Annotated in this window: 14 protein-coding genes, 1 pseudogene, 1 riboswitch and 1 other annotated feature; of the genes and pseudogenes, 9 read left to right on the forward strand and 6 right to left on the reverse strand. The window is 30.8% G+C overall.

The features are described 5' to 3' along the window. The coding region (locus HGI79_RS20950; RefSeq protein ID WP_313885245.1) for a ferritin-like domain-containing protein at positions 1-612 on the forward strand (612 nt) is incomplete at its 5' end. 180 nt (positions 613-792) lie between these two features. Here HGI79_RS20950 and HGI79_RS20955 read toward each other — a convergent pair. Beyond that, a pseudogene (locus HGI79_RS20955) lies at positions 793-888 on the reverse strand (hypothetical protein); the annotation flags it as partial. A 457-nt stretch (positions 889-1,345) separates the two neighbouring features. On the opposite strand from HGI79_RS20955, the gene HGI79_RS20960 reads away from it, so the two are divergent. Beyond that, positions 1,346-1,993, forward strand: a complete 648-nt coding sequence (locus HGI79_RS20960; protein WP_185652614.1) for a class I SAM-dependent methyltransferase — start codon at positions 1,346-1,348, stop codon at positions 1,991-1,993. Positions 1,994-2,282: 289 nt separating this feature from the next. On the opposite strand, the gene HGI79_RS20965 is transcribed toward HGI79_RS20960, so the two are convergent. The 3 genes from HGI79_RS20965 to HGI79_RS20975 all read right to left on the reverse strand — a co-directional run bounded on the left by HGI79_RS20965 (position 2,283) and on the right by HGI79_RS20975 (position 4,056). Further along, the gene (locus tag HGI79_RS20965) at positions 2,283-2,711 is read right to left on the reverse strand and encodes a DMT family transporter (protein WP_185652615.1); all 429 of its coding nucleotides are present in this window, start codon (positions 2,709-2,711) and stop codon (positions 2,283-2,285) included. 181 nt (positions 2,712-2,892) lie between these two features. Further along, positions 2,893-3,258: a DUF4363 family protein gene (locus HGI79_RS20970; RefSeq protein ID WP_185652616.1), complete on the reverse strand. Its 366-nt coding sequence runs from the start codon at positions 3,256-3,258 to the stop codon at positions 2,893-2,895. Positions 3,259-3,327: 69 nt separating this feature from the next. Then, a complete protein-coding gene (locus HGI79_RS20975; protein WP_185652617.1) occupies positions 3,328-4,056 on the reverse strand; it encodes a DUF421 domain-containing protein in 729 nt (242 codons plus the stop codon). 349 nt (positions 4,057-4,405) lie between these two features. Here HGI79_RS20975 and HGI79_RS20980 point away from each other — a divergent pair, with 349 nt between their 5' ends. Then, the gene (locus tag HGI79_RS20980) at positions 4,406-4,873 is read left to right on the forward strand and encodes a YhcH/YjgK/YiaL family protein (RefSeq protein WP_185652618.1); all 468 of its coding nucleotides are present in this window, start codon (positions 4,406-4,408) and stop codon (positions 4,871-4,873) included. Positions 4,874-5,038: 165 nt separating this feature from the next. On the opposite strand, the gene HGI79_RS20985 is transcribed toward HGI79_RS20980, so the two are convergent. Together HGI79_RS20985 and HGI79_RS20990 are read right to left on the reverse strand one after the other, a co-directional pair. Beyond that, positions 5,039-6,190 carry a PRD domain-containing protein gene (locus tag HGI79_RS20985; RefSeq protein ID WP_241428297.1) on the reverse strand — a complete coding sequence of 384 codons (1,152 nt, stop codon included), beginning with the start codon at positions 6,188-6,190 and terminating at the stop codon, positions 5,039-5,041. Positions 6,191-6,601: 411 nt separating this feature from the next. Then, complete coding sequence (locus tag HGI79_RS20990) at positions 6,602-7,468, reverse strand: LysR family transcriptional regulator (RefSeq protein ID WP_185652619.1); 867 nt, start codon at positions 7,466-7,468, stop codon at positions 6,602-6,604. Between the two features lie 232 nt (positions 7,469-7,700). Beyond that, positions 7,701-7,957 (forward strand) — a binding site (T-box leader). Positions 7,958-8,211: 254 nt separating this feature from the next. Beyond that, positions 8,212-8,325, forward strand: a riboswitch (SAM riboswitch). A 270-nt stretch (positions 8,326-8,595) separates the two neighbouring features. On the opposite strand from HGI79_RS20990, the gene HGI79_RS20995 reads away from it, so the two are divergent. From HGI79_RS20995 to HGI79_RS21020, 6 genes are all read left to right on the forward strand, one after another. Continuing rightward, positions 8,596-9,399, forward strand: a complete 804-nt coding sequence (locus HGI79_RS20995) for an ABC transporter permease (RefSeq protein WP_185652620.1) — start codon at positions 8,596-8,598, stop codon at positions 9,397-9,399. A gap of 76 nt (positions 9,400-9,475) precedes the next feature. Then, complete coding sequence (locus HGI79_RS21000; RefSeq protein WP_185652621.1) at positions 9,476-10,267, forward strand: ABC transporter ATP-binding protein; 792 nt, start codon at positions 9,476-9,478, stop codon at positions 10,265-10,267. A gap of 51 nt (positions 10,268-10,318) precedes the next feature. Then, complete coding sequence (locus tag HGI79_RS21005; protein WP_185652622.1) at positions 10,319-11,518, forward strand: threonine synthase; 1,200 nt, start codon at positions 10,319-10,321, stop codon at positions 11,516-11,518. A gap of 31 nt (positions 11,519-11,549) precedes the next feature. Then, positions 11,550-12,566: an ABC transporter substrate-binding protein gene (locus HGI79_RS21010; protein WP_207725864.1), complete on the forward strand. Its 1,017-nt coding sequence runs from the start codon at positions 11,550-11,552 to the stop codon at positions 12,564-12,566. Between the two features lie 8 nt (positions 12,567-12,574). Continuing rightward, positions 12,575-13,858 (forward strand): DUF362 domain-containing protein, encoded by a 1,284-nt coding sequence (locus HGI79_RS21015; RefSeq protein ID WP_185652623.1) that lies wholly within the window; start codon positions 12,575-12,577, stop codon positions 13,856-13,858. Positions 13,859-13,949: 91 nt separating this feature from the next. After that, the coding region (locus HGI79_RS21020) for an Ldh family oxidoreductase (RefSeq protein ID WP_185652624.1) at positions 13,950-14,446 on the forward strand (497 nt) is incomplete at its 3' end.

Raw genomic sequence — 14,446 nt, forward strand, 5'->3', positions numbered from 1 at the left:
CCGCATGATATGATTCTAAGACAGCCACCAAGAACAGTTAAAAAGGAAGGGGCTGGAATTGGGCTTCCATATGATGTACGCCATGAAATGGCTTTAATGCTGGATGATCATCAATGTGCTTTAACCGTAGCACTGCATCAATATAATAAACATCATTGGCTAACCGAAGGTGCAGAATCTTTTCTAAGTTTACATGAATTATTTGATGAACATATTGATAAGACTAAAGACCATATAGATGCTATAGGAGAGCGTGTGGCACGCTTAGGTGGCGTTCCAACAGCGCATCCAGTGACACAGCATCAACTCTCATATATTAAACATGAAGTAGAAGGTCGTTATACAATGAGAGATTTCATAAGAAATGATCTTGAACATGAATTAAAGATTCAAGATATGCTTCGTAAGCAAATCCAAAGAGCACATGATCTTATGGATTTTGGAACTGTAGAGGTACTTGAGGAAGTTTTACGAGATAGAGAAGATCTCGGATATCACTTATTCAGTGTGCTTGAAGATGATACTTTAGTAAGAGGTATGGAGCATCTTCTTAAGGAAAAAGGAAATATAGCAGGAGATGGAGTAGTTAACAATAACAATAAACTCCAATAGAGTTAGTACATAAAAAGGTAAATTATTATATGTTAAAGTAAATAACATATAATAATTTACCTTTTTTCACATATAGGAATTATGTAGCAATTATAGATGAAGATTTATTTTAGTAATTCCTTAGGATCTACATATTTTAAACCTAAACTGTCAGCTACAGGTTTACATGTAACATTTCCATCAAAAGTATTCAAGCCTAGCAGATTGTTCTACTAGGACTTCGTGTCCATATTTAACTAAAACACTAACGCCTCCTGGCGTTAAACCAACTCTATTCTCATTATTTTTTTATTTCTTTTGGTAAACCTATAATCATGATTCAATTCCTCCGTCTAAATATTTCTTTTTATTTAGTAGTGAAAAACAATAATTAATATGGCTTTTATATAGTATTATACTTAAGCAAGTATAGAAAATATGAATATTTAACAATTTTATTGATAATTTAATAAAATGAATTACATATTCTTAAAAAATTAATAAAAAGTTATCTAAAAAATATTGAAATTTATATTTAAAGTTTTATAATATATATTAAAGGGATAAAAATTAATATTATATTTTTCTTATTTATTATGTAAAGAGTACAACAAATTAAAGAAAAAATCAGAGTGATAAAAGATAGTCATATACGTTGAAAGTATTAATTTTATATAAATAATAAAAAAGTTAAGATAAAGTTTATTAGAACATATATGAAATTATTGGTAGTTCAGAAGAAGTTTAGAAACATTTGAAGGATAATGGGGGTGTAAGCAAATTGTTATGTGAAGAAAAAGTTTTAGATTATAATCAAATTTCAACTAATATGTTTTCATCTATTTATTCTGATACTGCCTATCATATTAAAGAAGTAACTGGTATTAAAGGTGGAACTTGTATTGATATAGGTGGTAACAACGGGTATCTAGGAATTGAAATGGCTAAAATAACAGATATGTTTGTATATTTACTTGATAAATCAATGTATGCGTTAAATGGTATAGGGAGAAAAGTAGAAAATGATAATGTAAGCAATAGAGTAAAAACTTTAAGAGGAGATGTTCATGACATTCCACTTAACAATCAATCAGTTAATCTTGTTGTAGGTAGTGCTTCTATAAATTTTTGGGAAGATCAGATAAAAGCTTTTAAAGAAATATATAGAGTACTTACACCCGGTGGAGTTGCCTATATTAGAGGAGATTTTCCAGATGCTAAACCTGATTATTATAGAGATAGAAAGGTTAAGCAAAAAGAAAGTAAATGGGAAAAGAGAAGAAAAAAAGTTGACGATGAGAATGTTGTTGAAAAGTTTGTAAAGATGTTAATTGAGATAAATATAAAAATCTTTGCAGTAACACAGGATGAATCGGGTTTATGGGTTGTTTTTAATAAATAAGTTAACCAACAAAACTAAGAATTTCCACAGGTTTTTAATATGGCGTACTTATTAGTGTAATTAAAACCTATTGGATGTAATTAAAATTTTTAATTACACTAATAAAACTCTCGAATATATAAACTATATTGAAATAAAATTCAATATAGTTTTTTGTTATATAGAATTTTCTATTTTTGACCTTAAAAAAATGTCCGTAAGGCATATTCGAGAAAAGAATTTTAAAATGATAAGATATTATGGAATATATGCCTTAAACTCTAATGTTTCCAGTATATAATATTAAAAATTACTCTGATATGAAATACACTCCAGCAATAATTAGAAATACCCCAAAAATCTTAGTAATCTCTAACCTCTGGTGTTTTAAAACAACTATATCTATATAAAAACTACTTAAAATTTGTGCAGCAATAACCATGGTTAAAGTTATAGTTATTCCTAGCTTTGGTACTGTCTTAGTTACAAAATAAATAGTTAATGCTCCAAATATTCCACCAATTAGCCACTGTAATCTTACATTTAACACTTTACTATATTCACTTAAAGTCCCGCTTAATATATTTACTATTAACATAACTAATAAGCCCACTAATAGACTATGTAGCGTTGCTACTTTAGGATTTATTGCTTTACCTAACTGCGAATTTATACTCGCTTCTAGTGTAGTAAATATTCCCGCTACTATTGCTAATACATATGGCATAATTTCTTTCACTAGTTTATAACCTCATAAATATTGCTTGTACATATGAGATTATATTTAATTTAGTAATAGAATATTACTAATCTTTTTTCTTTTATTTCTTCTATGGTAGAAGAAATAAAAGAAAATGGCTACTGCGATCATTGTTGTGAGGAAACTATAAATTGAAGTATAAATTAATATGCGTTGATATTTATTTACCTAAATCACGCCAATGCTCATTAGCTTCACTTAATTCCAATAGTGCAGAATTTTTATCATGATTTAGAATAGAAGCTTTAAGACGAGCAAGATTCACATTTAATGAGTTTATTTCATCTCTTTCTGAACTAAACTGAACTCTTTTAAGTACTATTTTCCATGCTGAGTTAAGTGTAGTAAAATTTGTTTCTGCTTCTGACCAGTTTTCTGAGATTATTGCTTTTGTAGTAGTTTCTATGTATTTTGGAACGTTATCGTAATCACTTCTTGGTTTTTTAAAGAAATTACTACTAAGCATTATAAGCACAAATAAGCATAAAGTAACTATTGGGATTGTGATTATTATAAATTTTCGCATAATTGTTCCTCCTAGAATAGGTATAATTTTAGTAGTTATATTTTGCTTTCTTAAGCAATGGTATAACTACTAGTAAGGACCATTGTAGTCACCTACATCTATAGGTTTCTTTATTTTATCACTATATTTATCTATATAAAGAGTACCTGAACTTTCCGCTGTAGCTAAGAATACCTCTGATGGATCTTTAATGCCTTGTTTCTTAAGTTCAGATTCTAGCCATTCAACATTTCTGTTAACTTGCCTTAAATTTTGATGTATTATCACTCCATCGTATATTAGCTCTATACCAATTCCGCTATCTTGAGGAGGAATTTTCATGTCCTTTGGGGTTAGTGGCTGATTCTCTGGCTTTTTTAGAACAGATATTTCACCATTAGTTTCAAGCACAGCATACTGAATTTCAGTTAAATTAAAAATCCCTTTAGTTCGTAATTGTCCTTGTAATTCAGAAATTTTATATCTCATTTTTCTTAAGGTATTCTCCATTATCTGGCCATTCATAATTACTATTGTAGGTTCTCCATCGATAAACTTTGATGCATACCTAAATTTCATTGTAATCCACTCCATAATAAGACCACAAGTTATCCAAACTAGTAGTCCTACCCAATGAGGCCATGCTCTGCTGGATAAATCCGTTGTTAAGGTACCGGCAATAGAGCCAATAGTAATACCTAAAATATAATCAAAATAAGTAAGTTGACTTATCTGTTGCTTACCTAAAATTTTTGCGAATATTAATAAAGAGAAGAAAGCAATTATAGCTCTTACTAATGCAACAAGTCCTTCATTCAATGTAATCACTCCTATCTATAATCATGTATATATCTTTTCATAAATTTAAAAATATATACATAATTTTACTTTCAGAAATATCAGGTTTATAAAGCACGTTTATTAATGAAGTATAAATTAGTTTGTATTGTTGTATGCACTGATAGAATGTATACTGATGCTGAATATTATTCTAATCTTAAGGTGACAGTGAAAATGATTTATCTATATCTATAGTTCCAATACTGAAACTTAACTTATATTCCGGAGGATAGCTTAAGTTGTGAGCTAGGAACTTTAGTATGTTTAAATATATAAAATTTATCTTTTATATTGTATAATTATATGTAAATATTGGGGGTGTTAACAAATGATATTTGGAGATATAAAAAATACTGCTGACATGGAAAAAGTATATCCTAGTTCAATAATGAAAGCTATAGATCACTTAAAAGGTATTGATTTTCACAGTGTTGAAGCTGGAAAATATGAAATCCAAGGTGAAGACATGTACTATACTGTAATGGATGTAGAAACTAAAGAGAAGCATTTATCAAAGCCTGAGATTCATAACAAATATATTGATATTCAATTTTTAGTAAAAGGAGAAGAACTAATAGGATTTGCTAGAGATACTAATAATGTAGTTTCTCAAGATTTATTAGAAGAGAAGGATGTTCTTTTTTATGAGAATACAGAAAATGAAATTGATTTAATTATGAAGCCAGGAAATTTTGCTATATTTTTTCCTAATGATGTTCATAGACCAACATGTGCAGTAAATGAAGCATGTTCCATAAGAAAAGTAGTTGTAAAAATTAATACAAAACTTCTGTAAAGAAAAAAGTTTATGCCCTGTTGGGCATATTTTTTGTGTGTTAAAAGCAGTATCTTAATTTGTTTCGATAAAGGTAGATAAGTCAGTAAAAGTAGAAGAACAAAAGAAACTTTAAAACTTTGATAGTATTTGAGCCTAAGTAACCCTATCAAAGCTCTAAAGTTTTTAGTGTGAGAAAATATTTATAATGTAGCATATTTCACTGTCAGATATTTCAAGCAAGTACTTATTGTATAAGAATATAAAGTTTTCTTTTATAATATCATAAAGCTTTTTATTGTCTGTTATATATGCATCTTTTTCTGGATATTCAACTGGAGATTCCCCTTCTTGAAGTATACTGTTCAACTTTTGAATAAAGTACTTTTTATCTAAGCAATTTAGAGAAACTATTTCAAATAATTCTTTATCATACTTAAGGTTATTATTTAAAAAACTTTTAAGAGCTACTGAACCACCCTGACCAGTTAAACATGCGGTTACTATGGCTACTTTATTTTTATTATTTTTTGGTTCTTTTAATGAACGATTAGTTTCAAAATATGAGTTAACAAGAAGCACTTCTTTATAAATATCATCTAAAGATAAGCCTAATAGAGTTTTTCTAGATGCTTCCAACATGTGTAAGGTTGAAACGAGGGGTATAACCTTTGCTGGAACATTAAACTCCTTTTCTATAGTTTCTGCAAAAGTAGTAAGAGAGCCCATATCAACGAGAAGAAGGTAACCACTAGAATTTATATCTTCCGATATGATTTTTTTCAGCTTATCTAAAACTGTAAAGGAGCTTTTATCAATAGGTGAATTAATACCTAACACGTTATTTTCGCCTAAAAGCTTATTAGCAACATCTGCCATAGAGGTTGCTGTAGATTCGCCGTGAGCAATAAGAATAATTTTCACTTTATCCTTATTCCTATTCTTATGAGTAAGTTGTTCTTCTGGTAATAGAAATATTGCTAAGTATCCTGCTTCATCTTCGGCAATTGAGTGGAGAACATGTTTTTCAATAAGTGCTTTAGCATTAAGAGCAACTTTAAATTCTTCAGGATACAGCTCTTTAATCTTATTTAATTCAGGATTAATAATAGTCTTACCGCTGTTAACTCTTTTAATGAGAGTATTTATATGCAGCGCTAGAGCGGTATACGTATTGTTACTAAAATTTCTTTTTAGTGCATTAGCTACATAGTATAGTACTTTGTCAATACAATCTAATATATCTTCACCAACAATACTCAATAAATTTTTCTTATTTATTTCTTCAGAAACTCCACTAATATGTTTTTCAAAGTATCTAGTTATATCTTTTTCCAAGATATTTTCTATGGCGATATTTGATATACCTTCAGACTTTAATTTTTCTAGTTTTTGTTCAATAATTTGATATATACTGCTATCTTCTTTTTTTAATGGTTGTTGAGTATTTTCTACAGATTCTTATGGAGCAACTATTTGTAATGTCTTTAGGTATGGTTAACACTATGATGGTAGGTCATATTAGTAAGGTAGATAAACCCGGAAAAATAATAGAATTAAAGGTTTAGTATAGGGTTAGGCAGCAGAAATTTAACTTACACCACCGAATATGCTGCCAAACTTCAGCACGTTAAAAACTTTTAATCAGTCTAAAGTTTTTAAAAGTGCCATCAGTTTTGGCAGCATATTCCTACGCATAAGTTAAATTTAAGTTGTGGGTATCTATATAGGATAACAAAATGAAATAATCTATGCTTTAAAAGTTTCTAAAAAGTCTTTAGTAGCTTCCGATAAGTATCGGTTTCTCGCCCATACTATAGCGGTTCGTGTTCTTAAAGACAGTTCGTTTATTTCCATATATTTCAGATCTGTAGTTGTAATGAAGTTAACAGCAGGTTTAGGAATAAGACCTATGCCAGCTCCTGTTCTTGCCCATAATAAGGTTGATATAGCGTCTTCACTTTCACAAAGGATTTTTGGTTCAAATCCAGCTTGGTGACAGGAACTTATTAAAATGTCTCTAAATCTCCCATCTATTATTAAAGGTTTATCTTCAAGTTCGGTTAAGGAAATATTACCTTCAAGTTCTTGAAAGTATAAGTCTTCCTTAACCGCCGCAACCATTGGTTCATCTGATAACAGTATTGATTCGAAGATTTCTGAATTAAAAGGAGTTAGTACAATTCCTATATCTATTGAACCCTTATTTAGTAAATTTAATATATTATATGTATTACTTTCCTTTATTTGAAAAGTTACATTTGGATGCTTTTTTTGAATAATGTTAAGACGTTCAGGTAAAAGTGTAACTCCTGCAGATTGAACAGTACCAATTGATAAAGTTTCCTGAAACCCATCCTTTAAATTTTTTAATTCTTTAATTGTATTTTCTGATAGCTCTAAAATTTGCTTAGAACGGTGCTTTAATACCTTGCCTGCATCAGTTATTTCAAATTTTCGAGTGTTTCTTTCAATTAACTTAATCTCCAGTTCATCTTCAAGTAATTTTAACTGATGGCTAAGAGGTGGTTGAGCTATATGCAATTTTTCAGCTGCCTTTGTTATGCTGCCTTCTTCAATAATAGTCAGAAAGTATTTTAATTGTCTAATATCCATATGAATAGTCACTCCTAATATTTTATTTATACTTTATTCATATTAATTCAATACTTTTTAAGTATTTTTCTTATGTATTTTTCTTTGCTATAATAATTTACAAGATCTAAGAAATGTAAAAATAAGTTTTATATCTCTAATTATAAATGGTTTTATTGTAATATTATATAAATATGAGTTATATTTAAAAACTTAACGTAGTAAATATTATATTTGTATATCTTTTAATTATGGTACTGCTATGACAGGAAGAGTAGGTTATAGGAAACTCCAAGAGAGAAATCCCCTAGGGTGTAAGGGATTTTGGGTGGAAAGTGACTGAAATGCATCCTAGAGCACTGAATTGAAATTTAGTAGGTTTCAGCGGGTACGCCCGTTAAAGCGTTGAGGGATTAATTGACCCTAAATAATAAGTTGTTATGTATAAATGTTTTGTACTTATACATAATAAACAGAGTGGAACCGTGGAAGTAAACTTCTGCCTCTGTAATTGAGGCAGGAGTTTTTATTTTATTAGCACTTGTTAAAAAATAAGGAGAAACTTACATAGGAGAGGGGTTAACCCCGCCTGATATTGTCTAGCTGGCAGTAGACACTACTCCTAGCTTATAGAAGCGAGAGTCTTAGGGCTGGTAGTAAAATGGATAAATTTAAATACAGTATTGACGAAACGAGAAAAATGGTTTAAGATATTAAATAAGTTGGAAATAAATGAATATAATGAGTTTTAAACCATATTTATTCTCTTATCAAGAGTGGTGGAGGGACTGGCCCTATGAAACCCGACAACCGGCATTTTGGTTAAAATGTATCGGTGTCAATTCCTGCAGGATAGTTTATATTCTGGAAGATAAGAAAAATAACTAAATTTAAGAGTAATTAAGTTGAACTTAAATTTAAGGCTGTTTTTCTTATTGAAGAAAAACAGCCTTTTAATTTTTAAAATAAAAATTCTAACTTGCAGCTGGCAGCCTATAAATAATCTAATGGAGGTTAATAAGCTAGCTTGCAATTTACTTAGCACTGTCACTTTATTTATGCATAACTTTACAAGTACATACTAATATCGATTTAACGCGTTACAACTTTGTATTGTTGAACTATTTTAATTATAAGGGGAGGTCAAAATGGATTTAATTAGCATTAAAGTTAATTTTAAACAAGCAAATTATATCAAAAATATTCTCATTGCATTAATAGTACCTATAATAATATTAATAATTTGGCAAATACTAAGTGACCAAGGTATTATTAGATCCTCTGTGCTTCCTTCTCCATATTTTATCAGCATAGCGTTAATTGATATGCTGCATACTGGAGAATTGTTTGAGCACCTAGCTATAAGTATATTAAGGGTTTTCAAAGGATATGCTTTAGGAGCTTTCTTAGGAATAACCTTTGGAGTTTTAATTGGACTTTTTAAATATGCTGAAAAGTCTCTTAACTTAGTAATAGGTTTTTTACGTCCTATCCCAATCGTAGCTTGGGTACCTGTGCTTATATTATGGATGGGTATTGATGAAGCCTCAAAGGTAACAGTAATAGCTATTGGTAGTTTTTGGCCAATATTAATTAACACCATCTATGGTATAAAAAACACAGATAAAAAATATTTAGAAGTTTCGCAAATTTTAGAAAAAAATAAATTTGATGTACTAATCAAAGTGGTTTTCCCGTCAGCACTTCCAGCTATTTTCACAGGATTACGTCTTGGAATAGGCAGTGCTTGGATGAGTGTTATTACAGCAGAAATAATTGCTGCAACCTCAGGTATAGGTTATAAAATTGCTTATGCTAGAGAATTGTCACAACCAGACATAATGTTAGTTGGAGTTTTTTCTATAGGAATTATTGGATTTTTTATAGATTTTGCAATCAAAAAGCTGGAGCTTTTAGTTATAAAATGGAATGTAAATAACTTAAGCCGATAAACAGTAAATATGATTTCTAAAATGATAAGAATTAAAAATAATTAATTATATTGAAGGTTGTAAGGAGATGAGAATAATGAGTCTTATATCAGAAGCAGCAAGTGCTATCAATATAGAAAATTTAAATAAAAACTTTAGAATAGATAACGGTGATGTTAATGTACTTAATAATGTAAATTTAACAGTTAATCAAGGTGAATTTCTAAGTATTGTGGGATCAAGTGGATGTGGCAAAAGTACTTTGCTTAGAATAATAGCTGGATTAGAGAGAAACTATAGTGGACAAATTTTTTTAGGGGGTAAACATATAGAAGGTCCAGGAGTTGATAGAGGAATGGTGTTTCAAGAAGCTCGTCTTTTCCCCTGGTTAACTGTAGAGGATAATATAGCTTTTGGGCTAAGTAGAAATACTTCTAAGAAGCAAAAGCAAGAGTTAGTGAAGGAGCATCTTGAATTGATAGGACTAAGCAGTTTTGCTAAAGCTTACCCGCACCAGCTATCAGGTGGTATGCAGCAAAGAATAAGTATTGCAAGAGCTTTAGTAAATAAACCTAAAGTACTTCTGCTAGATGAACCTTTTGGAGCACTTGATGCTATGACACGTATTAATATGCAGCAAGAAATTCTAAGAATTTGGGAAAAAGAAAATACAACTATGATTTTGGTGACTCATGATATTGATGAAGCAATTTATCTTGGCGATAGGGTTGCGGTTATGTCTAGTAGACCAGGTAAGGTTAAGAAAATAGTTCCCGTACCTTTAGCTAGACCTCGTGATCGCAGCGATTATGATTTTGTAAAAATTAAAAGAGAAATCTATGGTGAGTTTTTTACTGAAGTAGAAAATCCATTTGCCTATATTATATAAAAATAACTTATGCAAAATATAAAAAATTAATTATAGAAGGAGTAATATAATATGAGTTATGTAAGCTATTTAGAATGCTCAAAATGCAAAGAAAGGTATACAGCAGATGTGCCACGTAATTTATGTCACTGTGGAGGTCCATTATTAGTTAGATATGATTTAAAAGCCATAAAAAATAATGTTAAAAAAGATGTATTTAAAACTAGAGAAAAGGGCTTATGGAGATTTAAAGAGCTTTTACCTGTTGAGAAGGAAGAAAATATAGTTAATCTTGGTGAAGGAGATACTCCAATATTAAAAGCATCAGCTTTAGGTGAAAAGCTTGGAATAAAAAACTTATACATAAAGGATGAAGGCTTAAATCCTACAGGAACCTTTAAATCAAGAGGTGCAGCAGTTGGTGTTTCTAAAGCAAAGGAACTTGGAGTTAAAACAATAGCAATGCCTACAGCAGGTAATGCAGGGGGGGCTTGGTCAGCTTATTCTGCCAGAGCAGGAATAGAGTTGGTGGTGGCTATGCCAGAAGATGCACCTGATTTAGCTAAGAAAGAAAGTTTTATTTATGGCTCTAAAACATATCTAGTAAAAGGTTTGATATCTGATGCAGGTAAAATAATTGCTAAAGGAGTTCAAAGATATGGTTGGTTTGATGCAGCTACCCTAAAAGAACCTTATCGTATTGAAGGTAAGAAAACCATGGGACTTGAGATAGCAGAATATTTTAATTGGGAATTTCCAGATGCCATACTATACCCTACAGGTGGTGGAGTAGGCATAATAGGAATTTGGAAAGCCTTTCAGGAATTAAAAGAGTTAGGTTGGATTGGGGACAAGGTTCCTAAGCTTATTGCAGTACAATCAGAAGGTTGTAATCCTATTGTTAAGGCTTTTAATGAAGACCGTGAAGCCTCTGAGTTTTGTACAAATGCAAATACTATAGCTGGCGGAATACGTGTACCAAAAGCATTAGGTGACTTTTTAGTATTAGAAGCAGTAAGAAAAAGTAAAGGTACAGCAATTGAAGTAAAAGATTCAGAGCTTATAGAGTCCTTTAATTTATTAGCAAAAACAGAAGGATTGCTTATTTGTCCAGAAGGAGCAACTTTAGTTGCAGCAGCAGGCAAATTGTTAAAGGATGGATTCCTAAAACCAGATGAAAAAGTTGTTTTATTAAATACAGGTAGTGGTTTAAAGTATCCTAATTTAGTTGAAGACAACCTTCCTGTATTAGAAATTGATGCAGAAATTTAAAATTTATAAATTATAAAGGGGTTGGAATATTATGAAAAAAATAAAAAACATAGTTAGCATAGTTTCATTAATTGCAATATCTGCTTTCTTAGCGGTTGGTTGCGGAAAGGCTGATGCTCCAAAATCAACGGAAACTAAACAATCAACAACAGAGAAACCACAAAAAATAAAAATTGGATATCAACCAGGAATAAATCATACTTTATTAATTGTAGCTAAACAACAGGGTTGGTTTGATGAGGAATTTAAAAAAGATGGTATTGATGTAGAATTTAGCAGCTTTGTTTCTGGTCCTCCTATGGTTGAAGCCTTCGCAGGAAATAGACTTGATATAGGTCAATTCGGAGATCAACCGGCAATGCAAGCAAAGGCTAATAATATTGACATTAAAGCTATAGGAGTATATTCATCAGGTGATAAACTAAATGGTTTAATTGTAACTAATGAATCAAATATAAAAGAGCCAAAGGATATAAAAGGTAAAAAAGTTGGGGTTACAGTTGGATCTACAGGACATACACTTCTTTTAAAGTATCTTGAAACATCTGGACTAAAACAAAGTGATATAAAGCTAGTTAACTTACAGCCAGCAGATATTAAAACTTCCTTAGCTTCTAAAAATATTGATGCCGCAGTTACTTGGGAGCCCTTCGTTTCTGCTGCAGAATTTGAGGGAAGTGCTCATCAAATAGCCGATGGTACTAACTTAAAGTATGATGTTAACTTTATTGTTGTTACAAACTCCTTTGCTAAGAAATATCCTGATATAGTGAAAAGAGTATTGAAAATTTATGACAAATCAGAAAAATGGGTTAAAGCTAACCCTGATAAAGCTATAGAACTAGTTTCAAAAGATATTGGTATGAAAAAAGAAGTACTAGCTAAAGCTTTACCTAAAGAAAACTTTGACATCAGAATTACAGATAAAATCACTGAATCAGCTTCATCTACAATTAAAGTTTTAAGAGCAAATAACACTATAAGAAAAGATGTAAATCTTAACGATCTTATAGATACAAGCTACTTAAAAGATGCTGGAATTCAATAGTGTATAAAATGGAGTCACTAGATTTGAGTAAGTTTCCTGAAATACTGTTACCAAGATTTTTAAAGGTAAGACAGAACTTTAAAAGGGATAAAATTGACAATATTGATGAGGAAGTAAGAAAGAAAATGAAACCTCATGTAGAAGGCTTAAAGGATAAGAGAATTGCAGTTGGAGTAGGGAGTCGTGGGATAGCTAATATAGATATAATAACAAAAAACGTTATAGATTGCTTAAAGGAAGCAGGAGCAAAACCTTTTATTATTCCAGCAATGGGAAGTCATGGTGGAGCTACAGAAAATGGACAAAAAGAACTTCTGGCTTCTTATGGCATTACAGAGGAAACCATGGGAGTTCCTATAGATGCTTTCTTAGATGTAGAAATTATAGGAGAATATGAATCAGATTTACCTGTATATGTAGCAAAAAGTGCACTTTCTGTGGATGGCATAGTAATAATACCTAGAATAAAACCTCATACTGCATTTAGAGGAAAAGTGGAAAGTGGAGTTTGCAAAATGTTATCTGTGGGGCTTGGAAAGCAAAGGGGAGCGGATTCAATTCACAGCAAAGGCTTTGGACGATTTTCAGAACTTATACCTGGAGTTGGATGTATGGTAGCTAGAAAAACTAAGGTGTTATTTGCTGTAGCAATAGTTGAAAATGCTTATGATGAAACTTATAAGATAGAGGTTATAACTAAAGATGAAATACTTAACTTAAGAAAAGAAGAGGTTTTACTTGAGGAAAGTCGAAGGCTCATGGCTAAAATACTTATACCAAAATTTGATATGCTTATAATAGATGAAATAGGAAAAAATATAAGTGGAAATGGACAAGATCCTAATGTAACAGGATTATTTTTTACCAAATATGCAAGTGGAGGTCCTGAATTCAAAAAATGTGTAATACTTGATATAACTAAGGAATCTCATGGAAATGCCAATGGGGTTGGAGTGTCGGATATTATCACTCGAAGATTATTTGATAAAATAGATTTTGTGGCTATGTATACTAACTGTTTTACAAGTACATATATGGAACCAGCTAAAATACCAATGGTAGCAGCAAATTCTGAAGATGCTATAAAGATTGCAGTAAAAATTTGCAATGGAGTAAAAAGTGGAGAACATAAAATAGTATGGATTAAAAATACAATGGATTTGGAAAATATTATAGTTAGTGAATCTCTTTTAAAAGACATAGAATCAAACCAAAATCTAGAGATTTTGACTGAACCCGAAAGTATAAAATTTAAACATGGAGAACCTGTATTTAAATGGGAATCACTTTAGTGTATTTTTAACGTGCCGAAGTTTGACAGCATATTCCGGAGTATAAGTTGAATTTCGAACATTACTATAAATGCTTAAATAGGAGGAAAAAATGGCATATTCAAAATATAAATATGAAGATTTAAAAAAGTTGTGTAATGTAGTCTTTGAGAAGTTTGGATTTACTCTGGAAGACAGTGAAACTATTACAGATGTATTACTATTATCGGATCTATATGGAATTGAATCACACGGTGTTCAAAGGTTGATAAAGTATAATAATGGAATAAAAAATAGAATAATAAAAGTTAAAGCAGAACCTGAAGTTGTTCATGATACTCCAATATCTGCGGTTTTAGATGCTCAGGGTGGAATGGGACAAATAGTAGGTAAGAAAGCCATGGAACTTGCCATTAAAAAAGCAGAAATAGTGGGAGTTGGTATGGTTACAGTTAGGAATTCTAACCATTATGGTATTGCAGGATACTACGCTAAAATGGCAGAAGAGAAAGGGTTACTTGGAATGTCTATGACCAACTCAGAGGCAATTATAGTACCTACCTTTGGTAAGGAAGCTATGCTGGGAAGTAACCCAATTGCTATAGCAAT

This window comes from Clostridium sp. DJ247, assembly GCF_014231265.1.